Raw genomic sequence first — 25,673 nt, forward strand, 5'->3', positions numbered from 1 at the left:
GTTTCAGGTTTCAAGTTTCACGTTCTGTGCGTAACCTGAAACCTGAAACCTGAAACTTGAAACCTGAAACTTTGAACAATTTTAAACTTGTTAAAGCATCCCTTTCGTTGATGGTAGAATCATTTTCTCTGTATCTCGTTTTACTGCTACTTTTATGGCTTTGGCGAAGGCTTTAAAGATCGCTTCGATTTTGTGGTGTTCGTTTGTTCCTTCGGCTTTTATGTTGATGTTGGCTTTGGCTCCATCAGAGAATGATTTGAAGAAGTGATAAAACATTTCTGTTGGCATTTTTCCAACCATTTCACGTTTGAATTCGGCTTCCCAAACCAACCAATTTCTTCCGCCGAAGTCAATGGCAACCTGCGCGAGGCAATCGTCCATTGGAAGACAGAAACCATATCGCTCTATTCCTAACTTATTGCCTAATGCTTTTGCGTATACTTCGCCCAAAGCAATTGCAGTATCTTCAATGGTGTGGTGTTCATCGACTTCTAAATCCCCTTTTACAGTAATTTCTAAGTCCATTTGACCGTGACGTGCAATCTGATCTAACATATGATCAAAAAAGGCAATTCCGGTTTCGATCTTGCTTTTACCGGTTCCGTCTAAGTTTAAACCAATAAAAATATCGGTTTCGTTTGTTTTTCTGGTAATTGAGGCTGAACGTTCTTCTAATTTCAGAAATTCATAAATTGTTTTCCAGCTTGTTGTTTGAAGAATGATGGTATCGTTTAATTCTTCTCGTTTTATGCTTATTTCATTGGTGCCGATTCCATCAGCATCGTTTATGAAGATGGCTTTTGCTCCTAAATTTTTAGCCAGTTCAACATCGGTTAAACGATCTCCTAAAACAAATGAATTCTCTAAATCATATTGGGGATTATTCAGATATTTAGTTAACATTCCGGTTCTGGGCTTGCGTGTTGGTGCATTTTCTTCAGGGAAAGACTTATCAATGAAGATATCATCAAACAATACGCCTTCATTTTCAAAGGCTTTCAGAATAAAATTTTGTGTTGGCCAAAAGGTATCTTCGGGGAAACTGTCTGTTCCTAATCCGTCTTGATTGGTTACCATAGCCAATTCATAGTCGAGTTCGCTGGCGATTTTGGCTAAATATTGAAATGCTTTTGGATAAAATTCTACTTTATCCAGGCTGTCTAATTGATAATTTTCGGGTTCTAAAACAATCGTTCCGTCACGATCGATAAAAAGTACTTTTTTCATAGTTTGATTCTTTTTTTTGCCACTAATTTCGCGAATTGCACTAATTTGATTGCAGAAGGTGAATTTTTAATTGGCCACAGATTAACACAGATTAAACTGATTTTTTTTCTTTGCCGCTACTTTGCGTTCTTTGCGTAATTCTTTGCGAACTTTGCGGTTAATTTTTTACTTCAACAACTTCAATTCCTTAATTAAAACTGCATTTTCTTCTGGGATTCCGATTGTGAATCGAAGACAGTTTTCGCATAAAGCTTGTGTTGTACGGTTTCTGATTACGATTCCTTTTGCAATTAATTCATCATATCTTTTGTTGGCATTGTCTACTTTTACAAGAATGAAATTGGCCTCTGTGGGATATATTTTCTCTACAAAAGAAACTTCGAGTAAAACTTTAAGTAACTCCTCTCTTTGTTCAATAATAGAACTAATTTCTGATTTTATTTTTTCGGAATCATTCAAACGAACTATCGCTCTTTGTTGTGTCAATTCATTTACATTATAAGGCGGCTTTATTTTATTCAAAACCGAAATTACAGCTGCTGAAGCATAACAAATTCCCAATCGGATTCCAGCCAAACCGTAGGCTTTAGAAAGTGTTTGTGTGATGACTAAATTTGGATATTCATCCATTTCGGTGAGCCAACTTTCTTTGTCTGAAAAATCAATATAGGCTTCATCAATTACGACCAAACCTTTGAAGTTCTGAAGTAATTTTACCACGCTTTCATCCGAAAAAGAATTCCCTGTTGGATTATTTGGAGAGCATAAAAAGATGATTTTGGTATTGTCATCAACGGCATCTAAAATTTTCTCTACTTGTGGTTGAAAATCAGTCGAAAGCAAAACCTCTCTGTTTTCTACTGCGTTTATGTCGGCTAGAACGCCATACATGCCGTAGGTTGGAGGCAACGAAATGATATTGTCTTTTTTAGGTTCACAGAAAGCTCTGAAAAGCAAATCTAAGACTTCGTCACTACCGTTTCCCAGTAGAATCTGATTTGGGTTGACTTTATTGTTTTTTGCTAAAATAGCTTTCACCGAATTTTGCTGTGGATCCGGGTAGCGATTTACACCATTTTGAAACGGATTTTCATTCGCATCCAAAAAAATCATGTTCGCAGTATTAAAATCCTCAAACTCGTCTCGTGCAGACGAATACGGCTTTAAGGTTTTTACGTTTTCACGTGTTATTGTATTTAGGTTGAATTTCATTTTTTCATTTTTTAAAGGTGTGAGCTGAAGACAAAACAAACTAGTATGGATGATTTTGAGTTCAAGAATCTTCACTCTCTATGTTCTTTATTCTATTCTCTTTACTCTTTCCAACTTACTTCACGCTTTCCATTAAACTTTCCAATCGTAGTGTTACTGCATTTTTATGGGCTTGCAAACCTTCTGCTTCCGCCATAAGTTCGATTGCTTTTCCGATATTTTGAATTCCTTTTTCTGATATTTTCTGAAACGTCATTGATTTCATGAAACTGTCCAAGTTTACACCGCTGTAATTCTTGGCATATCCGTTGGTCGGTAGTGTGTGATTGGTTCCTGATGCGTAATCTCCAGCACTTTCAGGGGTGTAATTCCCGATAAAAACAGAGCCTGCGTTTAGTACGCCATTGCAATAAAAATCATCATATTCGGAGCAAATAATAAAGTGTTCCGGGCCGTAATCATTAATTAAGTCCAAGGCAATTGTATCATTTTCGACTAAGATTAGTTTGGAATTTTCGATCGCCTTTTTTGCTATTGCTTTTCTTGGAAGAGCCTCAATCTGAATCTGAATTTCTTTTTCTACCGCATCAATTAGTTTTTTTGAAGTCGAAACCAAAATTACCTGACTGTCTGTTCCATGTTCCGCCTGTGATAACAAATCAGAGGCTACGAAGGCAGGAACCGATGTGTTATCGGCCACAACTAATAATTCTGAAGGTCCCGCAGGCATATCAATCGCAACACCAAATTGAGTGGCGAGTTGTTTGGCAACTGTAACAAACTGATTTCCGGGGCCAAAAATTTTATATACTTTTGGTATAGATGGTGTCCCAAACGTCATTCCGGCAATTGCCTGAATACCGCCTACTTTTATTATTTTGGTTACACCGCATAAAGTAGCTGCGTACAATATTGCAGGGTTAATTTTTCCTGTTTTGTCCGGAGGTGAACATAAAACAATTTCTTTGCAGCCAGCAATCTCAGCCGGTACAGCCAACATCAGAACAGTCGAAAACAAAGGTGCTGTTCCGCCAGGTATGTACAATCCTATTTTCTGAATAGGTCTTTTTTCCTGCCAACATTTTACGCCTTCCATTGTTTCTATGGAGATTCTGTCTGTTTTCTGGGCTGTGTGAAACTTGTAAATATTGTCTTTTGCAAGTTGAATGGCTTCTTTTAATTCACTTGAAACCAGATCGATCGCTTCTTGTATTTCTTCGTTAGTAACTACATAAGTATCTAAAGTGATTCCGTCAAAAATAGAAGTGTATTTTGCGATGGCTTCATCTCCTTTTTTTTGTACTTCTTTGAAGATTTCCTTAACGGTAACTTCAATATCGTCTATCGTTTTGGTAGGTCTTTGTAATAGTTCTGACCAGGTTTCCGGTTTGGGATTATCTATTCTATTCATTTGTATTTTTATTTGAATTTCAAATTCTTGCTTGGTTTTTAACTGCAAAGACTCGCAAAGTCATTATCAAGTTCTAAATTTAGAATTTGGGATTTCATTATTGGAATTTGTTTTTTTAACGTTGGAATTTAATTTACAGTACCATTTTTTCGATTGGGCAAACCAGAATTCCCTCTGCTCCTGCTTCTTTTAATTGATCAATTACGTCCCAAAAAGTATCTTTATCAATTACGGAGTGTACACTGCTCCAGCCTTCCTGCGCTAAAGGCAGAACCGTTAAACTTCTTAAAACCGGAAGGATTTTTCCAACGGCTTCAATTTTATTGTTGGGAATATTCATTAAGATGTATTTTGAATTTCGGGCTCTTAAAACAGCCTGAATTCTAAATTTCAACGTATCAATGTGTTTTTGAATTTCGGGAGAAACTTTTGGAGAAACGGCCAAAACGGCTTCGCTTTTTAATATTACTTCAACTTCTTTCAGATTGTTTTTGAATAAAGTACTTCCGCTGGAGACAATATCAACGATTGCATCTGCAAGACCAATGTTAGGTGCAATTTCTACAGAACCTGAAATTTGGTGAATATCGACCGTTACACCAAAAGAATTAAAATATTCATTTACTGTGTTGGGATAAGAAGTAGCAATTCGTAAACCGGCAAGGTCTTTAACGGAGTTGTATTCGAAGGTTTTCGGAACTGCTACAGAAACCTTGCATTTAGAAAAACCTAATTTTTGAACCACTTCTATTCCTTTTCCTTTTTCAACCAGAAGATTGTCTCCGACTATGGCCAGATCAACAACCCCGTCGATTAAGTATTGCGGAATGTCTGAATTTCTCAAATACAGCACTTCGAGAGGGAAATTAGAAGCTTCGGCTTTAAGTTGATCAATACCGTTATTGATTGAGATGCCACAATCTTTCAGAATTTGAATGCTGTCTTCGTTTAAACGACCGGATTTTTGAATTGCAATTTTTAAAGTACTCATTTTTTTAGTTTTTTTGGATTAAATAGTCTGAGTACAAAGAGTTGGAAATAAAAAACCCGTTTGATGTACTCAAACGGGTTTTAAAATATGATGATTTACACGCATATCATTAACACATCGCTTGAGAGCAATAATGAAAATGATGATGATGTAATTGAATAGAAATCATGACTTGATTTGTTTTATAATTCTTTGATTCGGTTGCAAATATACTAGTTAATTTCATAAAAAAGCATTTTTTAATTTAACTTAATGATATTTTATTGTTAAATAATGTCTGAAGTGCTGTTTTTACTACGTTCTTTTAATTTACGATAACGTTTTCATAGGCTGCTTAAAATCTAAAATTACAGTGGTTCCCTTTCCTTTATCGCTATTTACCTTAAATGTAATAGACAACAAATCTGCGATTCTTTTCACAATAGAAAGTCCTAAGCCGGTTCCTTTGATTTCGGGATGCTCAGATGATTTTGATCTATAAAAAGGGTTGAAAATCGTTTCGAGATCTTCTTGATCAATGCCAATTCCGTTATCGGTAACGGTGCAGCGGATCTGATCTTCTTGTCTGGTTAATGAGATTGAGATTTCTCCGGCTTCACTGGTGTATTTTATAGCATTTGAAATAATATTTCTCAAAATTGTCAATACCAAATAGTTGTCCGAATGGATATAATAATCAGCTTCGGCTTCAAATTTCATGTTGATTTTTTTATGGTTTATTTTTTCTGAATTTAAAGTCAGTACATCCAAAATCAAAGCATTCAAATAAACGGATTCGTATTTTATATTGTCATTTTTGTTCTCAGAACGTGCCATTAAAAGCAGCTGGTCTACCAACCTGTTCAAGTGATCAACTTCTGCAATACAAAAGTTTACTTTTTCTTCGTATTCCTTGCTGTCTCTTTGTTTGCGTATCAGTACCTCAAGCGTTCCTTTAATAACAGTTAGAGGTGTTCTTAGCTCGTGTGAGGCGTCTGAAGTGAATTGTTTTTCGCGTTCGATAGCGTCTTCAATTCGGTTTAACAGGCTGTTTATTGTTTCGGAGAGCGTGTATAATTCATCTTTCGTTTTGGGTAACGGGATTCTTGTTTTCAGGTTATCTCTGGTAATACTCCTAGAGGTATTGGTAATGGCGTTTATTGGTTTGATGCTTCGTCCGGCAAAAAAGCGGGCTATAAAAAACAACAGCAATAAAATTACCGGAAATGCCAGGCACATAATTTCGAATAGATTATTAAGGACCATTCGAGAACTAGTCAGTGACATAGCGATCATGAGATAGCCAATGTTTTTAGATTTGATGATAAGAGGAACCTGAACTTGCCGAATAATATTATTGCCAATTTTGGTGTCGAATAATTCGTAATCTTCTACGCTGTCATGAAAAACGAGTACTGCTGTATTGAGATTTGGAGATTTTTCAGTTATTCTTTTGTTGGTATCAAGGAATTGAACAAAAACAGGGTTTACATCAACTGTATTATGTTCTCGTTCTTCCCACTCTTCCTTGTCTACTAAAATTACCGTGCCATTTGTTACTTTAATTTCTTTGAGGTGATTTTGTATTTCTACATTTATACCTTCATCAATATGACTGTAAACGGAGTGTTTAACAATAGCGTAAATAGTAAAAAAAACCACTAAAATCAGCAAACCTGTTGTGATAATGTAGTTAAAAGCAATTCTGTTTTTAAAGGAAAGTTGCGCCATTTATTAGTCGTTAGCAATGTAACCAACACCGCGAATTGTTTTTATATAATCTTCTTCAATTTTCAGATTGAGTTTTTTTCGGATGGCATTCATAAAGACATCGATAACACCTGTGTCGTATTCGAAATTGATTTCCCAGACATCTTTTAGAATCTGATTTCGGGTACATACTTTTCCTTTATTGCGAATCAGATACGCCAATAACTCAAATTCTCTTTGTGTTAGGGAAACTTCTTCATTGTTTTTTAGTACAATGTATTTTGTCAAATCAATTTTGATAGTGCCAAGTGAAAGAATCTCTTTGCCTTTATGTTTTCGAAAATGAATTTTAATACGCTCGACCAATTCTTCAAAACTAAAGGGTTTCTTGATGTAATCGTTTGCCCCCGCTTTGAGGCCTTCAATGGTCTCCTGTACCGTGTCTTTGGCTGTTAGAAATATAATTGGTGTGGTCTGGTCTTTAATTCTAATAGCTTTACAGAGTTCTAAACCATTAATTTTTGGTAGCATCCAATCCAGTAAGATTAAATCAAATTGCTGTTCTTGCGTTAGCTCAAACCCTTTTGCACCATCATTTGCTGTGGTTACTTTATATCCTTCCTCCTGCAAACCTTGTTGCAGAAACTGAACTATACCTAATTCATCTTCAATTATTAAAATATGCATTTTTTAAGATTTTAATTAGGAAATGTACTACATTTTTTACTGATTTACAATTCAAAGATACAAATTTAAAAAATTAGAAAATCTCTAAAACCTTTCTCTATTAATGAAACGAACATCTTAAGCGAACATTAAGTTAACACTAAGGAAGGTAAAAGAGGAACTTAATCTGGCGTTAATCAATCAAAATTACTTTTGTTTAAAAAAATAATAATGATATTTTATAAGAAACTTGCCCCGTTCTACTATCTTGGATTATTCTACTTTATTGTAAGTTTTATAGTTAGGGTTGTTTTGTTTTTTCATCCTATCACACAGAGTTCTTTTAGTATTGTGGAGAGTCTTAAAATTTTTGTTTTAGGTCTTATTTCTGATTTTTTCGTATTTGTTGTGGCCAGTTTCTTTCTTTGGCTTTATCTGATTTTTATTTCTAATTCTAAATACAACAAGCCCTCGGGGTTTATTATTCTGGGTGTTTTTGTGCTGCTGTTTCTTTACATCGCTTCCGGAAGAAGTATATTGGATGAATACGGTGGTGCGTTACCTGGAATTGTCCTAATTTTTGTTGGAATTAAAACAATGCTTTTTGCTCTTTTGCTTTTTCTTCCAAAACACCGCGACAAAATCCGATTCTGGTTATTTGCTTTTGTAATTTTCTTGTATGTTTTACTGATTCTTCAAAATGCATTGAGTGAGTATTTTTTCTGGAATGAATTTGGAGTCAGATACAATTTTATCGCAGTAAACTATCTGATTTATACCAATGAGGTGATTGGTAATATTATGGAATCGTATCCTGTGATTCCGTTATTTTCTATTCTGTTTCTGATAACGGGAGCTTTTACCTATTTTATTCTGAGAAAATCCAGAAGCTATATTGATGCAATTCCAACATTTAAAGAGAAAGTTAAAATTTCTGCTCTGTATATCAACTTGTTGATTGCCTCTTTGATTTTAATTCCGGCTTTGGCGTTGACAGAAAACTCAAAAAATGTATTCGTCAATGAATTGCAATCGAATGGTTTGTATAAGTTTTATTTAGCTTTTCATAATAACAGTTTAGATTATTTTAAATTTTATAAAACACTTCCGAACCAGCAAGCTTTTACAGTTTTGAAACAGCAATTACCTGCGATTACGGGGAATAGCACGATCCGAAAAATAGAAAGTGATTCGGCTGAAAATCGAAAAAATGTGGTGCTTATCACGATTGAAAGTTACAGTGCCGAATTCATGGAAATGTATGGAAACAAAGAGAAGATAACGCCGTTTTTAGATAGTTTATCTCAAAAGAGTCTTCAGTTTACTAATTTGTATGCTGCCGGAAACCGTACCGTACGTGGACTTGAAGCAGTAACCTTATGTCTTCCGCCAACTGCCGGAGAAAGTGTTGTAAAAAGAGAAGACAATAAAAACAAATTTTCGACCGGAGCTCTTTTCAAGCAAAAAGGATACAATGTGAAATTTATGTACGGTGGTGACGCGTTCTTTGATAATATGAGGGATTTTTATACCGGAAATGGCTATGAAATCATAGATAAATCAAATTTTACAGCCGAAGAAATTACCTTTTCTAACGTTTGGGGCGTTTGCGATGAGGATATGTACAACAAAGCCATAAAGGTTATGAATACCGAAGCAAAAGAAAACAGACCCTTCTTTAATCACATCATGACCGTCAGTAATCACAGGCCTTTTACCTACCCTAATAATAAAATTGATATTCCCGGAGACATCAAGTCACGTGATGGAGGTGTAAAATATACCGATTATTCGCTTAAAAGATTCTTTGCAATGGCCAGTAAACAACCTTGGTTTAACAACACTATTTTTGTCATTGTTGCGGATCATTGTGCCTCGAGTGCGGGTAAAACACAGCTCCCGGTAGATAAATACAGGATTCCTGCATTCATTTACAGACCCGGAGTTAAACCTGAAAAATACAATCAGGTAATGTCACAGATTGATCTTATGCCGACAGTGTTTGGATTGCTTCACTTTAATTATCAAAGTAAGTTTTTCGGACAAGATGTTTTCAAACCAGATTATAAACCAAGAGCTTTTATTGCGACTTATCAGGATTTGGGTTTAATAAAAGACAATGTTCTGACTATTTTATCGCCTAAGCAACAGGTCAAACAATTTGAATTGAAAGTAAAACCAACAGCAGGTCTTTCATCGGAATATTATATTTATTATGATGAGGTACCATTAAAGAAGGAAAGAACTGATTTGGTTAATGAAACCATATCTTTTTATCAAACCGCTTCTGATGTTCTTAAGCATAAGAAGTATCAAAAGTAAGAGAAAGTGAAATTGTAATTTTCAACGGAATGCAATCCATATTATAAAGTAAAAAAAAGTCTCAAATTCTAAATGAATTTGAGACTTTTTTGTTTTGCTCATGCTCGAATCAAGAGACCGTATTAGTCATTCTGATTTTGCATTCCGAAAAGATATCCGCTTTGAAACAATTTTAAATCGTCTCTTAAAGCTTGGTTGTTTCTTTGTGTAACTGTCGATGCGTCCAAATCACTTAAATCCGGTTTTCCTGCGTTAACCCAAGCCGTGTACCAAAAACTTGCTGTTGCCGTGATTGCTTTTCTCATTTGGCTTTCAACCATTCCGTTTAATTCCTTGTGTAATTTTTCGGCATAGTCATCAGAGAATTTAGCTGCATTGTATTTAGTTTTAACAACTTTTCCGTCTGCACCAATAACATAAATCTTATTTTCAGGAGTTGAAGTTCTTAGTTTTTTATCAACCGCTAATAAAGGTTCAACAAGAGTGTGGGTGTCATTAATCATGTCCCAGGTTGCTTTATGTACATTTTCGTAGTATTGCGCTTCCGGAACATTTAACTTATAATTTTTGACGAATAACTCCGGTAATTTGCTTTCCCAAAGTGAATGAATTCCTTTCTGATCGGTTAACTGACCGTCATGATTTGCAGAAGTGTGCAATGGCATGTGGGCATCTCCAATATAATGACCTAAATCTGCTGCAAGGAATAAAATTTCGGCTCTGTTTTTTTCTTTGAATGCCTTTGTCAATTTTTCCATCATATCTTCAATGTACCATGGTAAAATTCCATTGTCATTCAAAAATTTGGCATCGTATTTCTTTTTTGCTTCTTCAAAAGTTTGTGGTATACTTTCTACAGGTCCGAAATTTTCCATGTCAAAATAATGTCTTGGATTTTCATCTTTATAATTCAATGCATATTTACGGATATCCGGCACAGAAGCTTCCTGAGTAATAAAGTCAATATGATTGTAAAAAAACACCTGAAGTGGACGGGGCAAAGCCATTACCGCTGCTTTGTTGATACGTTCATGACCTACAATTCCCCATGATAATGTCAAAAAACCAATTCCTACTACTAGAAAGGCAATTAGTCTTGGTTTCATTCTAAAGTTTTTCATTTTAAATTTTTATTTGGACTGCAAATTTATCCCATTTATGCACACTACAAAGAAAACGGGACTAATTATTATAGTAATTTAACTTTTTGTTATTTTTTGGACTATACCGGAGTGGCTAATTCCATCTTATCAGTCATTTTCTTTGTATGTTTGTCTTAGTTAAATCGAATGTTATGCGTCTTATTGTTTTAAATTTCTTTCTTTTTTTAGCACCTTTTTGTTTGGCTCAAGAGGCTGAAATACAGCTAAAAAACGTCAGCGATACTGTTCTGAATCCAAAAAGAACACTTAAAATTCCGGATCCTTTAAATGGTGAGAAAACAATGCAAAAATTGTTTCCGGGTAATTTATACCATTTTGCTGATAAAAATACTTTTGTGAGCTGGAAGTGCAAAAATTGCAAGACTACTGCTTATACAGACGTTAATGAGGTCGAAGGGGATCAGCTTTTTCCGTATGAAGCAGGCGTTGCTACAAGATTGTTAACGACGCTGGACTATTCGGACTCCAAAGGAAATGAGTTTAAAATACTTGCTTTTAATCATTCGTTTCATGATGAAGACGGATTACAAACAGGCCGTTTTTCCGGTGGATTGTTGGGCCTTGCTAAATTTGCAAAGAATAATACTATTTGGGAAATGAGATCTTTTCAGCCCGCTGTTGCCGGCTTTGGAGCCTTCGCACGATGCCCTACTCCGAAACTTTTACAAATTGGAGAAGATCAATATGCTTTTACCCTGTTGCATGTCAATGGTGGTGCCGGTGGTCCTTTTGAAGGTTATCTTTATCTGATTGCCGGTTTTGATGGTAAATACCAGTCCATAATGGAAGTTAATAATTATCAGCTCACCAATGTACAAAGTGTGGACTGGTCAAGTTCTTACAAAGTTGTAAAGGATGACAAAAAAATACATTTTAGAGACATTATAATTACAACAAAAGGTTCATTTAATAAAGCGGAGCAAGCTAATGATGAGTTTGAAGTTGTTTTACCCGAAGAAATAGCTGTTATGGCCAAAACGAAAAAGTCTTTCAATTTTGAGATGGAAAGACGGTTTTCGTTTAAAGGGAAATTTTATAAAATGATTAATAAACCGGTAGTAAAATTTTCAAACGTTAAATAGGTTCTTAATTCAGGTATACAATGGTGGTCAATCCTAAAATGGCAATAAAGATCCAAAGGAAAACACCTTGCAGCAATGGCCTTACTCCTACCGCTTTGAGCGTTTTTATATTTAGAGTTGCACCAATAAGGAACAAAGTTATCGTTAGACCAATTTTTGCGATGCTTACGATATGCGGCGCCACAATAGCTGTTGCAGGAACATAAGTGTTTAAAAGCATGGCTACAATAAACAGTCCGATAAAATAAGGAATTTTGATCTTGCTGTTTTTGTTTTTAAATGCAATAGCAGTGAAAATTGAAATTGGAATGATCCATAAAGCTCTTGCTAATTTTACTGTTGTAGCAATTTGCAAGGCTTCAGCCCCGTATCTATTCGCTGCTCCAACTACAGAGCTCGTATCATGAATCGCAATCGCGCACCATAAACCAAATTCTTTTTGTGATAAATCAAGTTGATGACCAATATATGGGAAAAGAAATAAAGCGACAGAATTCAGTATAAAAATGACTCCCAAAGCAATTGAAGTCTGATTTTCGTTTGATTTGATAACCGGAGCTACTGCTGCAATGGCGCTACCACCACAAATAGCAGTTCCGCAAGAAATTAAATGGGACGTTTTCTTTTCGATTTTAAGCCACTTTCCTAAGAGAATACCGAAAATCAAAGTGCTGAAAATAGAGAGTATGGTTAGTAGAAAACCTTCTTTTCCTGCTGAAATGGCACTGGCTGCATTCATTCCGAAACCAAGACCTACAACAGAAAATTGCAATAGAAATGTAATGGCTTTATGATTGAAAGCTAAAAAAGGGTTTCCAAAAACGTTAACTATAAGAACGCCCAATAACAATGCGACAGGTGGAGAAATAATGGAGAATATACACAGAATAATAACCAGGGCAAATACGGCCTGTTGAAAGTAAATACTAACGTCTAATAATTGCGGTGTTGAATGTTCTTGCGTTTTCAAAATAATATACTTATTAATTACTCAGCAAAGATCTGACGATTCTATTAAAATCACCAATCGTAAATTACAATAGACTATAACTTCAGGTTATAGTAAGCTGACATACTTTGAATAAATAGCTCTGATAAAGGGTCTGATTTTCCGACTAATGTAATGATATAGAAGTATCTTTCAATGGTTAAATTCTCTACATCCAAGACTGTTAGCTCGTTGTTTTTTAACTCCTTACCTACTGCATGTATTGACATAAAGGCAAAACAATCGGAATTTAATAAATAGGATTTGATACTTTCGGTACTTCCTAATTGCATTTCGAATTGCAAATCCGTTATTTTTAAATTGACTTGTCTTAAAGCATATTCTATAACTTCAAGTGTTCCTGAGCCACGTTCTCGCGTGATGAATTTCATTGATTTGAGATCATTTAATGAAATTTCATTCTGCTGAGCCATAGGATTTTGACTGTTGCAAACCAAAACCAATTCGTCTTTTAAAAATGGAATGTATTTGATGGACTGGTTTTTTGACTGTCCTTCCACAATTCCAATTTCAATTTCTTTGTTGATTAAGGCATTTTCAATTTGCTCAGTGTTACCATTAAGTAAATTGACTTTTATTTCTTGCTGCTTTTGATGAAATTGCGCCAAAACAGGAGAAATAATATATTGTGAAATTGTGGTACTCGACCCTAGACGTAATAAACCTTGGCGGTTACTGGCAAAAACACTCATGTCAAAATCAATTTTGCGATAGATTTCAAAGATGCTTTTAGTGTGCTGCAATAACATATCGCCAGCCGGTGTCAGGGCTATTTTAGACCCGTTTCGTTCAAAAAGTTTTGTTTTATAGGTTTCTTCGAGTTCCTGAATGTGTTTAGAAACTGCGGGCTGCGTAATATACAATTCCGTTGCGGCTTTTGTAAAGTTAAGCCTTAAAGCGACAGTGTAGAATACTTTTAGCCTGAAGTCCATTCTGGAAGGGTGTTAGGTTAGTTTTGTTTCAAGTTTCAAGTTTCAAGTTTCAAGTTTCAAGTTTCACGTTGGTCTTTGTTAAGACCTTTGCCACTCTGAGCTTACCTTATAATAATCCATTGTACTTTCTAACAAACCATTCGGTTGTCAGTAGAGCAACAAGTATAATTAGTAACCAAATCCAATCAATGAGAGGTGTTTTTGTTGCAATATTTTTTTCGATCGATTTGTATTCTTTATTTTCTAAAAGTGTTTTTATCAATTCTGCTGACTGATCTTCAAAAAAGGCTTTTCCATTGGTTTGTAGAGCCAATTGTTTCAATTTTAAAACATCAGGATTTACAAATTGCTTTTCAATATCAAAATCTAAAATTTCAAAATGACCGGAATAACTGGTATTGGTGTTTAATTCTTTTACAGAAAAATTATACTTACCTGCCGTTAATCCATCCAAATTTACAGAAAAAGAATTGTTTCCTTTTAGTAAATCGTAGTTTTTAGTTTGTTTCGTTGCTGCATTTGTTACGCTGATCGTAAGTCTTGCTTTTTCATCGAACTCATAATTTTTATTGAAATATTGCGCATTGATGGCAATTGCTTCGCCAGAATTATAGAAACTTTCGTGTGTCACCACCAATGATTTTCTAGAGGTTGATGAAGCTAAAAACTGAACTATTTTATCGATAAAAACATCATATTTTTCAAAAGACTGATGGTCTACATGACTTTGTAAACGCCATTTCCAACTGTTTTCTCCTAAAAGATAAGCCGTTCGTTTGCCTTGATTTTCAGCGAAAGCCAACAATGGTGCATTGGTACTTACATTTCTGATTTTTGAAGAAAGTAAAACCGAAACATTTCCATTAGTGGTTATGGTCCCAAATAAATTTTGCAAAGGCGGAAAATTTTCAAAACCAATATTATCAATAGCAAATAAATTAAACTGCGATTGGAACTCATTTAGATAATCTTCTTTCTGGCCGCTCATTTTGAAGACCAAATTAGACTGCTGCTGATTTAAGAAATTAAAATCCGTGTTAGTTCCTGTAATAATAAAGGTATTTATGCCTGCCAACTTATTAGTGTCGAAAATGGCTTTAAAAGCGGTTGTCGGTTGGTATAAAACCAAAACGGAAACATCTTGTAATGAATTGATTTCGTTAGGTTTTACCAGTATTACTTTGCGTTGCGCATTAGACTCAATAGAACGTTTCAAAGCAGCAATATCAGGATGGTTTATTGCTGAAACAATTGCTATTGTTGACTTTTGATCCATTACTTCAACTGCGAAGTTCTTGATGTTGTTGTAGCTGTTCTTCTCTTTTACATTAGAAGAAATACTCGCTTTAAAAACTTGCAGTCCAACTTTATCAGCGGGTAAAAGTAAATTGATTGTTGCTGTTTTTTTAGACGGTGAAAAAGAAACTTTTTCTTTCGCAATAACACTGCTTCCCTGAACAATAGAAAAATCGGCTGTCGTATTTTTAGTTCCGGAATACTGAAGAAAAACTTCTACAGGGAATTTGTTTTTATGAAAAGCGTATTTGTTTACATTTAATTGATTGATTTTTAAATCAAAAAAAGTGGTCGTATCACCTACAATTACCGGATAAACCTTGTTTATTGGATCAAAACGATACACATAATCATTTCCGGTGGTTTGATTTCCATCTGTAATAATAACCGTTGGAAAAATAGTATTCCTGTTGATGCTTTTTAAGTTTTTGGCAATGGCATCTAAATTCGTTTGTTTTCCTTTAAAATCAAATTGTTTGGAAGGTTTTAAATCTGCATCAAATTGATAAGACTGAATTTCAAATTTTTCCTGAAGTGCAGGGTTTGAAACTAAATCCTGGTACAATTCGATTGCTTTTTTGTCTGATTTTAAAACCAGAATCGAACTGGAATTGTCTACTGCGATTGCCAGAGGTGTTTTGGTTACTTCAAGAGTATTTTTGGTTACAATCGGATTAATCAATAAAAGGAGTATCGCAAAAATGGTCAAAAAGCGCAAAAAAGCCAAAAACAAATTCACTTTTGAATTGCTTTTGGCTTTATAAAAATATTGAAAATACGACAAAGCACCAGCTATTACTAAAGAAAGCAACAATAATAGAATCGTGTTTGTAGTCATATTTATAGTATTCGGTGACGGTTTTCAGTCTTCAGTAAAAACTGAAATCTGGACCGGAACTTTTTTAAGTTAACATTCCTCCACAAACATTTAAAACTTGTCCTGTGATGTAAGCGCTCATATCTGAAGCCAGGAATAAACAAGCATTGGCAACATCTTCAGTAGTTCCGCCACGTTTCAAAGGAATTCCTTCTCTCCATCCTTTTACTACATCTTCGTTCAATTTTGCTGTCATCTCTGTTTCAATAAATCCTGGAGCAATTGCGTTGCAACGAATATTACGTGAACCTAATTCAAGTGCTACCGATTTTGTAAATCCAATTGCACCAGCTTTTGAAGCTGCATAGTTGGTTTGTCCCGCATTTCCGGATACCCCTACTACTGAACTAATATTGATAATTGAACCTGCGCGTTGTTTTAGGAAAGTTTTTTGAATTGCTTTTGTCATATTAAAAACAGACTTCAAATTAACATCAATTACCTGATCGAAATCAGCTTCAGACATACGCATTAACAAATTGTCTTTTGTAATTCCGGCGTTGTTAATTAAAATATCTACCGTTCCGAAATCAGCCAAAACTGCTTCGACAAAAGTTTGAGCCTCATTAAAATCAGCTGCATTAGATTGGTATCCTTTGGCTTTAACTCCTAAACTGTTCAATTCAGCTTCTAAAGCTTCTGCTGAAGCGACAGATGAACTGTATGTAAAGGCAACATTTGCGCCATGTTTAGCAAAAACTTCTGCAATTCCTCTTCCAATTCCACGACTAGCGCCTGTAATGATGGCAACTTTTCCTTCTAGTAATTTCATATTCAAAATTAAATTTAATATTTATTTGTAGCTGTTCCTGTTAACGATTCTCTTGTTTCTGTTTTTGAAGAAAAACACAAAAAAGATTTTCATTTCTGGCAGCGTATAAATGACTTGTCAAATATATGATAATTCCCTTTTTAAAAAAATAACAATCGTATAATTTATGGTCTCCCTCTTCTTAAGTACTTAATTGTTCGCTGAAAATAAAAATACCGTTCCAAAATTTGAAACGGTATTTTTGTTTTTTAAATAAACCTAATTAGCATCCAAGCCCTACACAAGGATCATCTATAGGAAATGGATTCTCGCGTATAATGTCTGCACATGGATAGAACGGATAGTCTATACGATTAGCGCCCGGAGGCGCATAGGTTTTACATTTTTCTACAGGTTTTGGGTCATTAGGACCTTTTCCAGTAATATTTTTTTGTTCTTCGTCATTTAGAAGTCTAGCTCCTTCTAAATTTAAGATAGTCTTTAACATAGTTGGTTTTTTGGTTAATTTTTTAGCTATCAATCTAATATGAACGCTGCATTATTCTGTCAGCGTTTTTCATTTTAAAACAGTATTAACAAATTATACCGTCTATTGTCACGGTGCATAGTGGTATTACTTCTTCCTCACGTGGGAGCATGATACAAGGTCCGTTGTAAGTAAAGGGCGACCAAGGCACAGTGCATCTTATTCCTCCGCTACCGTTTCCGTTTAGGCTTTTCAGCTCTTCGCTGCTTAATACTTCGATTCCTGAAAAATTTAAAAAAGTTTTTAACATAATAAAATTGGTTGTTAATAGTTGGTTTTCTCAATCATTTTGTGTCCGTTGAGTTTCAGACATAAAACGTATTCTAATTGTCTTTTCTGCTGTTTTTAAATAAAGAACAAAGTCATATATTTTAATTTTTTCCTTAAAAAAAGCAGCTCAAAAGCGAGCTGCCTTAATTCAAAATAAAATAAAAAAAAACTAAAATATATGATTTTGCTTTGTTGCAAAAAACAAAATTGTCACTGCCACCGCTAAAATTAGCATCCTGTAAATAGAGGACTGAAACAGTGTAGTGTTATTAATTTTGTCGTCTTTTCTCTGTTTTATGAGATTAACAATCATTACAGGAATGATCACTATTATGGACAAGTACAAATAATATCGGGTAAAGCCCGGGTAAAGTTCTGATATTGCTATAAGTATAATACCCCATAAAAAAAACACGGTATTTACTGATGTAAGATACTTTTTCATTATGCTAAAAGATTACTTTATTGTTTTGGTGTATTTACCAATAGAATCTGCCGTCCAATAAGTATCAGCATATCCTTTACAAGGAATCTTAATGCAAATATTTTGAACTTGTTTGATTTAATAATTGAAATAAAAAACTATCCTGAAGATTAGAATTAAAAAAAGGTCGTCTCTAATTTGAGACGACCTTTCTCTGTTTTAAGCTAATTATTGGAATGAGTATGCAACCATTCTAAAAGGAGTTGATGTACTCGTAAAAGTATAACCACTATAACCTGAAACCTGCGCCTTGGCAAAATAAAGACCTTGAGGATTCATGAATTGATTATCTAACGCTTGCAGGAAAGATGGAGCCGCTATTGCTGGTGCTGTAGGTGCTGTACTTGATTTCCAAACTCCAGGGGTAAATGTAACCGTTTTCTTTGTGGCATCGGCAGTTAAAGTAAAGTAGTGGTATCTTCGGGCTACAGTGGCGCCACTGGCATTTCCGAATCTGTACTCAATAAAATTACTTCCATCAGCATTATTAAACCAAAGTTGTACTCTTGTAAGCATAAATCCGGCTGCTTGCTCTGAATCATTTAATAAAGTCAGGAATAACTGAGAGTTTGCTGCTTCACCTTTTGTTGTATTAAATATATAAGCGTATACATTATTTCCACTTCCAGGCAGTAATAGTTTGTAATCGTCTGTTAAGGCTAAAGGTGTGTTAGAGAATTTAATGGAAGCTGTTACCCCTCCTGTTCCCGTAGCAGTAAAACTTTTATCAGTATCATTATAGGTAAAGTCGGTTAATTTTTGACCTGCAACAACTATAGCAGGACTAACAGTGATTCCTGTTGGCGTATAAGCAACTCCTGTTCTGATAACATCTCCAGATCCGTCTAAAGCTGTTGAAATGGAATATCTGCTTGCTTGCGAAACAGAAAAACTATACTTTTTAGTGGTAGTTCCGTCGTTAGTTTCCAGCAATCTGAAAAGTGGGCTACTGCTATTTCCAATGAAATTTTGTTGTGATATTGTATTCTTAGGTAAATCAGCCCAATCCTGAGCAGTTGCTTTTACAAAACGAACATCTCTAACTAATCTGTTGGTTTTAAAAAGAATATCACCATTGGCTTGTTTTCCGTAGTATAAAAACTGGAAATCTCCTAAGTATCCTTTTCCTCTTAAAGCTGCAGTTGGAGCATTGCCTGAATCTGACAAAAGGTGTATTCTGTTAAAGGTAGTAAATACCACGCTCATAGTGCTTCCTAATACCACATCAAACTGGCTTTCGTACGTTTTTGTATCGGCATTAAAATCGGATGCCATTTGTACTTTTCCGTCGTCAGTAAATTTAAACAAATGGGTAAAACCTCCCAATTGGGTGTCATCTGTAAAATACACTGCTTTCCAGCCAAATTCTGAAGAAAGTAAGGCTGTTCTCAACTCACTTTTCTGTGCGTTTATTCGCTCGACCGGAGTTTTATCAAAGATTTTTTCCGCGTCTGTATTATTGGTACAAGCACCCAAAGACATTGCTAAAAAAGCAAACATCGAGTACTTAAATATATTTTTTAGTTTCATAATATTACTATTTTAATTATACATTAACGGACACTTAGTTATTTACGACGTTGGTTGTATTTCTCTGCGCTGCATCTCTTAAAGCATAAAAGTCAATTCCGAAAGCATCTTTATAATACTGTACTACGATTGCTTCTTTTCTTTTCAATTTATCCCTTCCGTCAGCGCTTGTAATACTGGCAAGAATTGCGTCGTATTCTGCTACTGAACTTATCAATATAACAGAAGCTGTTTCAGCAAAATCTTCAGTAACATTGTTTCTTGCATAGTTCGTAACAAAACCTAGATTTCTTGAAACTGCAAGATTTTCTAAATGCCAGGTTCCTGTATAATCCCCTGGAGTAATTTTTTGCCAAGCTTGCTCGTCAAAAGGTTTGTTTTGATTTAAAATGTGTACATACTCATGTTGAATGGTATGGATGAATTCAGTAACATTGTCTCTGTTTTTTTGATTCAGATAATCTACTTCAAAAAGGGTGATTCTCTGACCTGAATCTGCGATACCAAGTGTTCTGGTTCCGTTTGAATTTGAATTTACTCCACCAACCAAAACAATTTCTCTTGGTGCGATGATTTTTACAAAATCAGCCCCTCCAACTTCTGAATAACTATCGATCCAGATTTGTTTAACGATATTTAAAGCTGGTTTAACTTTATCTACTAATGGAGGAAAAAGAAATCTGTTGTTATCGACTTTATTCTGATTCCATAAGTATTGTGCGTTAATATTATAGGGATCCAGGTAATTTGTTGTGATCCATTTGTCTAGCTCCGTTTTTGGAAGAGGTGAAAAATCCAATTGACTTTCCTTAGGTTGATCTTCATGAGCACAAGCTGCAAAAGTTAAAACTCCTGCAACAAGTATCATCGTTCTATATATTTTAAATATTTTCATAGTATCTTAAATTTAATAAAAATTTATCTAGGATTTTTTTCTACGCCGTAGTTTGATGCACTTAGCGGTATTTGTAATGCTCTTCGTTTATCGTCTTTAACCAATGTGTTTACAGGTTTTCCTTGATCTTCACGGCTTACAACAATATTAAAACGTTTTACATCAAACCATCTTAATCCTTCATGAACAAAATCTCTTCTTCTCGCTTCGGTAAGCGCTTTAACATAAGAAGTTTGTACGTCTGTCATCGTATAGAACGGTGTTAACTCATCTGCAATTACAGGGTATCCTGCTACAACATCTGCTTCAGTAAGTTTATCTGTTGCGGCATTGTATCCGGCTGTTCTTGTTCCTAAAAAGTATTCTAATTCTGTGTTGGCATCTGCAATTCTGTTTTTCATAACAAGTGCCTCAATACGGTTTAGATAAAACTCATCATTAGACAAAAGTACGATTCCACAATAAGCAATTCCAATATTTGCCGTTAGATTTGTATATTTAAAATACTCTTCAAATTTTGGTGTAAATAAAGTACTGCTGCTGTTGTAGCTGTAAAAATCAAAAAGCCAAGCTTTTCCAAATGGATTCGTTCCATTAAAAAGTTCTCTTTGTTTCTCATCTGTCAAATAAAAATTACTACCATTTGCAGATCTTCCGACTAATGTATTTGGTGATCCAATTAATAAATTTGACGTAAGAGAAGATTTACTGTATTCGATAAATTGAATATCCGGAGCTAAACTTGACAAAGTTACATAATCTTTTAGTTTACCAACTGGTTTAGATCCTAATCCGCTTGAAACTTCAAGTACCTTATCCCAATCTCCTTTTATTAAATAGAAACGGCTGGCAAATGCTTTGGCTGCTTCTTTGTTGAAATGGAATTTTGGCTCTTTATAGTTATTCGATACGTATCTCAATCCTTCTTCAATATCTTGTTGAATGAAATCAAAAACTTCTTTTACGGTATTTCTTTTATAACTTTTCAGTAATTCTGTTTCCGGTTCTGTAACATAAGGAACCCCTAAATCTGTTGCAGCAGTAGCCGGATTATATCGGTTTGACCAAAAGGTAACCAACATAAAATGAGAGTACGCTCTTGCTAATAAAGCTTCTCCTTTTTGAGGATTTAAGCTAGTCGGATTTCCTAGTTCTTTAATGGACTGTAAAGCTTGATTAGCATGTGCAATAGCTCTGTAACAAGCGTCCCAATAATTAGCCTGAGTATCTATATTGGTCTCGTCTTGCATTTCCCAATAGTAACTTTGTGTACTTTTTACACTGGCGTTATTTAATTCAGCATCGGCAACGTTATCAGACATTGTTTCTCCCAAATCCATATAAGAAGCCAGCGGGTATGCATTAACCAGTAACTCGGATATTTTTTCCGGTGTATCTATTTGAGTTCTGTTATCGGGAACCTCTGACAAAAAATCATCACAGCTACTAACACCAACGAGCAGTAATAAGGCAGCGGTTATTTTTATATATTTTATGTTTTTCATAATCAACTATATTAAAATGAAAGGTTTAAAGTAAAACTGTATTGTGTTGTAATTGGGAAAGCTACACCTCCTGTATTACGGAATTCAGGATCTTGTCCGTTTAATCTCTTATCAGAATAGATCAACCAAGGGTTAACTGCTGAACCTTTTAATGTAAAGGTACTTACGCCTAATTTTTTCTTGAAATCATTAGGGAATTCCCAGCTAAGTGAAACATTTTTTAGTCTTATGAAATCACCATCTGCAATTCTAACATCAGAATAATTATAAGTATTGTAAGCACGTCCAAGCGTATTAACTCCACCATAATTTGTAATCAAACGTTTGTCAGCAATAACCGGAACGTCTGTACGTTGTTCGTCACCAGGATTGATCCAACGATTCGTGAAATCTTTTGTAAACACAGCTAAATCATCGTATTGACTGCTGAATGCCGGGTTTAAACGAACTTTGTTTCCACCTGATCCTACGAAAAACACATATAATGACCAGCTTTTGTATGTAAACGTGTTAGCTAAACCAATTGATTTGTTTGGCTCGATTGAACCTTCGTATTTCAAGTACTTAGTTACATTTTCAGTATCCTGGAAATTAGCTCCAGTTACTTTATCATCTTCACCATCCTGCATTACAAAAGTTGGTAATCCTTGATTATTTAAACCTGTAAATTGGTAAGAATAGATTGAATTTCTAGGACGACCAAGAGCATTTCCTCCATTTCCATCAACTAAATCAAATGCTGTAGGTTGATTTTCTAATTTTGTAATCTTTTGGTTAAACACAGAGAAATTAAGTGTTGTTGACCATTTAAATTTATCTGTAACAATGTTTTGAGTAGTAAAACCAATCTCAATACCTTTAGTTTCCATATTAGCATTATTTCCTTGCTTGATTTTTTGTCCTCCAATTCCTGAAGTAACAACAAAATCAACTAAATCAAATGCTTTACGGCTATAAACGTCTGTTGTAAACTGAACTCTGTTATTAAACATTCCTAAATCAACACCGATGTTAGTTTCGTACTGTTTTTCCCAAGTTAAATCAGAGTTTTGTAACTGCTCAATATCAATTCCTGTTTCTCTGTCTGGTATGCCTAGACGGTCTGTAATAAAACTTTTGTAGATCGCTAATGAGTTGGTCGCCGGACCGGCTGTTGCAGTAAGTCCATAAGATGCTCTTAAAGCTAAATTATTGATAGATTCTACATTTTTCATGAATTTTTCTTCAGCAACATTCCATTTTCCACTAAAAGTATAAGTTGGAAGCCATCTGGAAGAACCACTATTCCCTTGTCTGTTTGATCCGTCATAACGACCTGTAATCGATCCTGTATAACGACGATCATAAGTATATCCTACTTTACCAAAGAAACCAACTGTTCTTTCTCTTTCAGCACTTAATCCATAGTAAGAGTTTCCTTCATTAATAATTTTTTCAATAAGTTTTGGATCAGTAAAAGCGGTTAATCCTCTGTCGTATTGAAGTCCTGCAGCAGTAAAATTATCACTGTTTCTGTCCAAGGATCTTAGCTCTGTACCGAAAAAGCCTTCTAATTCATGCTTTTCGTTCAAAGTATTTCTGTACGTTACACTGTTTCTGATATTGTAAGAAGTCAGGTCGTTAGTGAATTTTCTTAAGAATCCACCATTAGGTAATACAGAAATTGGTTGTGCTGTTAAATCGTTCGGATCTTTATATAAAAAGATGTTAGCATCTCTAACGATTGTGTTTGCGCCATCTGCACCATATTCTGTACCCGCTTTGTAAGCTCCTACTACATTTGAATTTTCGTAAATTTTGTGCTCTCTTGAAGTATTGGCATAACGCGCAGAACCTGTAAGATTATAACTTAAATGTTTGTTGATTTTATAATCTAAATCCAATTGAAAACGGATGTCTTTTACTTTAATTTCTAAAACATTGTTTTGCAATTCGTTAATAATATTCATTGGAGCCCAGTTATTTCTGTAGTACTCTAATCCACCTGCATCATTATAAGGACGAAGCGTTCTGCTTGTACTTAAAACATAATTGAACGGGTTGATATCAAAATCTCTGGTTACGTTACCGAATACAACATCTTGTTGGCTTTCGTAACTTCCGGGAGCGGTTTGATCACGAACAGAAGCTAAGGTAGACAACGTGATGTTTAATCTGTCGTTTACATAAAAAGTTCCTTTAATATTCGATGATAATTGTTTTACACTGTCAGCAATTGTCCATCCCGGATCTGTGTAATAACCCAATGATGCATAAAAAGTATTGTTTTTTCCACCACCTGAAAAGCTTAAAGAGTGATTTTGTGTAATTGAAGGTCTGAATAAAACTTTGAACCAATCTGTGTTTCCTAATTCGTATTTTTTTAGAAACTGATTCATATAAGGTTGCTCGTTTCTAACCCCGAACTGTCCATTTGATGTGTTGTAGGTGTTAATTTCTTTTGAAAGAATATTGTAAACCCCACCATATCTACCCTGAAGAGTCGATGGCATATCAAGAAAACCTTTTTGTTCCATTTCTTTTAAAATACTCATAGACTCCTGAGAATTTAAAATATCGTACTGTGTGTAACTTGGAACTGTTCTAACTGTATTTTCAACAGAATAACTTACTTTTAAAGGAGAATCTCTACGTCCTTGTTTTGTTGTAACAACTACAACTCCATTTAATGATCTTGAACCGTAGATTGAAGTAGCTGATGCATCTTTCAAAATTTCAATACTTTGAATGTCATTTGAGTTTAATCCCGCAACTGCAGAACTCAATAAAGTTTCAGAGTTTCCTGAAGCTAAATCTGCAAACGAAATGTTGATGATATCTTCTTGTACCACACCATCGATAACCCATAATGGTTTTGTATCACCAAAAATGGAAGAAGATCCACGAACTGTAATTTTAGGAGCAGTACCAAATGTTCCGGTAACGTTTTGAACCGTTACACCCGCCGCTTTTCCTTCAATCATTCTACTGATATCTACAACACCGTCTACTTTTAATTCAGTACCCGAAATTTTACTGATCGCTCCTGTAAAAGTTCTTTTTGATGTTTTTTCGTAACCGGTAGTTACTACAACCTCTTTTAAGTTCTGTCCTGCTTCGTTCAAAACAATAGTTGGGGTAGTATTCGTTATTCCAATTTCTTTAGTCTCCATACCAACATAAGAAATTACTAAAGCGGTACTATTTGCCGGCATTTCGATAGAGAAATTACCGTCAAAGTCCGTCAATACAGCTACTTTTGATCCCTTAGCCAATACGGTTGCACCAGGTAACGGAACCCCACTTGGGTCCGTAACTTTACCTCTAATGATTGGTCCCGGAACCAGAACATCAAATAATGAAGCCGGAGTTTCTGCACCTGAAAAAATATTCTTGCTGCTTTTTTGCAATATAATCTGATTGCTAATTTCAGCGTATGAAATATTTAAAGGCTCCAGAATTCTCGACAAAATTGCCGATAAGGTCTCATCATTTGCTTCTATACTGACTCTTTGGTTGAGTTGTGTTATTCTTGAATTATAAGAAAACTTAACCTGAGCCGATTTTGCAAGTTTAGACAATGCGTTATCCAAAGTTAAATTTTCAACTGTAATTGTAACTTTGGTGTCTAGTTTCTTTTGTCCATTTATATCGTTTGCCATAGCAACACTTGAAAAGATAAGTGCTAAGACAAACTGAAATAGTGTTATTTTCATGATTCGATGGAGTAATCGTTGTTTAACAACTGGTTTTTTCATAATTTTGGTTTGTTTTGATTAATACTGTTTCGTGCGTATTCTAAGAAACGACTGAATTATTCTTTACAGAGAACAAT

At 34.8% G+C, this 25,673-nt stretch carries 18 protein-coding genes; 2 read left to right on the forward strand and 16 right to left on the reverse strand.

The genetic code is table 11. The features are described 5' to 3' along the window. Positions 1–90: 90 nt before the first annotated feature. The 6 genes from hisB to AB674_RS06810 form a co-directional block, all read right to left on the reverse strand. Entirely contained in the window at positions 91–1,227 is a 1,137-nt protein-coding gene (gene hisB / locus AB674_RS06785; RefSeq protein WP_047775066.1) for a bifunctional histidinol-phosphatase/imidazoleglycerol-phosphate dehydratase HisB, read from the reverse strand. A 165-nt stretch (positions 1,228–1,392) separates the two neighbouring features. Beyond that, complete coding sequence (gene hisC / locus AB674_RS06790; protein WP_047775067.1) at positions 1,393–2,439, reverse strand: histidinol-phosphate transaminase; 1,047 nt, start codon at positions 2,437–2,439, stop codon at positions 1,393–1,395. A 115-nt stretch (positions 2,440–2,554) separates the two neighbouring features. Beyond that, positions 2,555–3,850 carry a histidinol dehydrogenase gene (gene hisD / locus AB674_RS06795; protein ID WP_047775370.1) on the reverse strand — a complete coding sequence of 432 codons (1,296 nt, stop codon included), beginning with the start codon at positions 3,848–3,850 and terminating at the stop codon, positions 2,555–2,557. 133 nt (positions 3,851–3,983) lie between these two features. Continuing rightward, on the reverse strand, positions 3,984–4,841 hold the full coding sequence (gene hisG / locus AB674_RS06800) for an ATP phosphoribosyltransferase (protein WP_047775068.1): 858 nt from the start codon (positions 4,839–4,841) through the stop codon (positions 3,984–3,986). Positions 4,842–5,150: 309 nt separating this feature from the next. Then, the gene (locus AB674_RS06805) at positions 5,151–6,551 is read right to left on the reverse strand and encodes a sensor histidine kinase (RefSeq protein WP_047775070.1); all 1,401 of its coding nucleotides are present in this window, start codon (positions 6,549–6,551) and stop codon (positions 5,151–5,153) included. Between the two features lie 3 nt (positions 6,552–6,554). Further along, positions 6,555–7,217: a response regulator transcription factor gene (locus AB674_RS06810; protein ID WP_047775072.1), complete on the reverse strand. Its 663-nt coding sequence runs from the start codon at positions 7,215–7,217 to the stop codon at positions 6,555–6,557. Between the two features lie 210 nt (positions 7,218–7,427). Between AB674_RS06810 and AB674_RS06815 the strand changes: the two genes are divergently transcribed. Further along, complete coding sequence (locus AB674_RS06815; RefSeq protein WP_082210602.1) at positions 7,428–9,518, forward strand: LTA synthase family protein; 2,091 nt, start codon at positions 7,428–7,430, stop codon at positions 9,516–9,518. 122 nt (positions 9,519–9,640) lie between these two features. On the opposite strand, the gene AB674_RS06820 is transcribed toward AB674_RS06815, so the two are convergent. Then, entirely contained in the window at positions 9,641–10,639 is a 999-nt protein-coding gene (locus tag AB674_RS06820) for a zinc dependent phospholipase C family protein (protein WP_047775073.1), read from the reverse strand. 173 nt (positions 10,640–10,812) lie between these two features. Between AB674_RS06820 and AB674_RS06825 the strand changes: the two genes are divergently transcribed. Next, positions 10,813–11,763 carry a hypothetical protein gene (locus AB674_RS06825; protein ID WP_047775075.1) on the forward strand — a complete coding sequence of 317 codons (951 nt, stop codon included), beginning with the start codon at positions 10,813–10,815 and terminating at the stop codon, positions 11,761–11,763. A 4-nt stretch (positions 11,764–11,767) separates the two neighbouring features. Here the strand turns inward: AB674_RS06825 and AB674_RS06830 are convergent, their stop codons facing one another. From AB674_RS06830 to AB674_RS06870, 9 genes are all read right to left on the reverse strand, one after another. Next, a complete protein-coding gene (locus tag AB674_RS06830) occupies positions 11,768–12,733 on the reverse strand; it encodes a YeiH family protein (protein ID WP_047775081.1) in 966 nt (321 codons plus the stop codon). A gap of 74 nt (positions 12,734–12,807) precedes the next feature. After that, a complete protein-coding gene (locus AB674_RS06835; protein ID WP_047775083.1) occupies positions 12,808–13,704 on the reverse strand; it encodes a LysR family transcriptional regulator in 897 nt (298 codons plus the stop codon). A gap of 106 nt (positions 13,705–13,810) precedes the next feature. Beyond that, the gene (locus AB674_RS06840) at positions 13,811–15,838 is read right to left on the reverse strand and encodes a hypothetical protein (protein ID WP_047775086.1); all 2,028 of its coding nucleotides are present in this window, start codon (positions 15,836–15,838) and stop codon (positions 13,811–13,813) included. A gap of 64 nt (positions 15,839–15,902) precedes the next feature. Then, positions 15,903–16,649 (reverse strand): 3-oxoacyl-[acyl-carrier-protein] reductase, encoded by a 747-nt coding sequence (fabG, locus tag AB674_RS06845; protein WP_047775088.1) that lies wholly within the window; start codon positions 16,647–16,649, stop codon positions 15,903–15,905. A 262-nt stretch (positions 16,650–16,911) separates the two neighbouring features. After that, positions 16,912–17,136 (reverse strand): hypothetical protein, encoded by a 225-nt coding sequence (locus AB674_RS06850; RefSeq protein WP_047775091.1) that lies wholly within the window; start codon positions 17,134–17,136, stop codon positions 16,912–16,914. 961 nt (positions 17,137–18,097) lie between these two features. Further along, on the reverse strand, positions 18,098–19,459 hold the full coding sequence (locus tag AB674_RS06855; protein WP_047775093.1) for a DUF4302 domain-containing protein: 1,362 nt from the start codon (positions 19,457–19,459) through the stop codon (positions 18,098–18,100). Positions 19,460–19,493: 34 nt separating this feature from the next. Next, positions 19,494–20,354 carry a putative zinc-binding metallopeptidase gene (locus AB674_RS06860; protein ID WP_047775096.1) on the reverse strand — a complete coding sequence of 287 codons (861 nt, stop codon included), beginning with the start codon at positions 20,352–20,354 and terminating at the stop codon, positions 19,494–19,496. A gap of 23 nt (positions 20,355–20,377) precedes the next feature. Continuing rightward, positions 20,378–21,859, reverse strand: coding sequence for a RagB/SusD family nutrient uptake outer membrane protein (locus AB674_RS06865; protein WP_047775098.1), 1,482 nt, complete (start codon positions 21,857–21,859; stop codon positions 20,378–20,380). An 11-nt stretch (positions 21,860–21,870) separates the two neighbouring features. After that, positions 21,871–25,596, reverse strand: a complete 3,726-nt coding sequence (locus AB674_RS06870) for a SusC/RagA family TonB-linked outer membrane protein (RefSeq protein ID WP_053004213.1) — start codon at positions 25,594–25,596, stop codon at positions 21,871–21,873. Positions 25,597–25,673 lie beyond the last annotated feature (77 nt).

The sequence above is a fragment of the Flavobacterium sp. ABG genome (assembly GCF_001027725.1).
GTDB lineage: Bacteria > Bacteroidota > Bacteroidia > Flavobacteriales > Flavobacteriaceae > Flavobacterium > Flavobacterium cupriresistens.

Bases quoted from the DNA above. Each gene is read 5' to 3' on its own strand.
- AB674_RS06820 (WP_047775073.1), bottom strand. From the start codon at position 10,639: ATGAAAAACTTTAGAATGAAACCAAGACTAATTGCCTTTCTAGTAGTA.
- AB674_RS06825 (WP_047775075.1), top strand. From the start codon at position 10,813: ATGCGTCTTATTGTTTTAAATTTCTTTCTTTTTTTAGCACCTTTTTGT.
- hisB (WP_047775066.1), bottom strand. From the start codon at position 1,227: ATGAAAAAAGTACTTTTTATCGATCGTGACGGAACGATTGTTTTAGAA.
- hisC (WP_047775067.1), bottom strand. From the start codon at position 2,439: ATGAAATTCAACCTAAATACAATAACACGTGAAAACGTAAAAACCTTA.
- hisD (WP_047775370.1), bottom strand. From the start codon at position 3,850: ATGAATAGAATAGATAATCCCAAACCGGAAACCTGGTCAGAACTATTA.
- AB674_RS06840 (WP_047775086.1), bottom strand. From the start codon at position 15,838: ATGACTACAAACACGATTCTATTATTGTTGCTTTCTTTAGTAATAGCT.
- hisG (WP_047775068.1), bottom strand. From the start codon at position 4,841: ATGAGTACTTTAAAAATTGCAATTCAAAAATCCGGTCGTTTAAACGAA.
- AB674_RS06850 (WP_047775091.1), bottom strand. From the start codon at position 17,136: ATGTTAAAGACTATCTTAAATTTAGAAGGAGCTAGACTTCTAAATGAC.
- fabG (WP_047775088.1), bottom strand. From the start codon at position 16,649: ATGAAATTACTAGAAGGAAAAGTTGCCATCATTACAGGCGCTAGTCGT.
- AB674_RS06865 (WP_047775098.1), bottom strand. From the start codon at position 21,859: ATGAAAAACATAAAATATATAAAAATAACCGCTGCCTTATTACTGCTC.
- AB674_RS06835 (WP_047775083.1), bottom strand. From the start codon at position 13,704: ATGGACTTCAGGCTAAAAGTATTCTACACTGTCGCTTTAAGGCTTAAC.
- AB674_RS06870 (WP_053004213.1), bottom strand. From the start codon at position 25,596: ATGAAAAAACCAGTTGTTAAACAACGATTACTCCATCGAATCATGAAA.
- AB674_RS06815 (WP_082210602.1), top strand. From the start codon at position 7,428: ATGATATTTTATAAGAAACTTGCCCCGTTCTACTATCTTGGATTATTC.
- AB674_RS06805 (WP_047775070.1), bottom strand. From the start codon at position 6,551: ATGGCGCAACTTTCCTTTAAAAACAGAATTGCTTTTAACTACATTATC.
- AB674_RS06855 (WP_047775093.1), bottom strand. From the start codon at position 19,459: ATGAAACTAAAAAATATATTTAAGTACTCGATGTTTGCTTTTTTAGCA.
- AB674_RS06860 (WP_047775096.1), bottom strand. From the start codon at position 20,354: ATGAAAATATTTAAAATATATAGAACGATGATACTTGTTGCAGGAGTT.
- AB674_RS06810 (WP_047775072.1), bottom strand. From the start codon at position 7,217: ATGCATATTTTAATAATTGAAGATGAATTAGGTATAGTTCAGTTTCTG.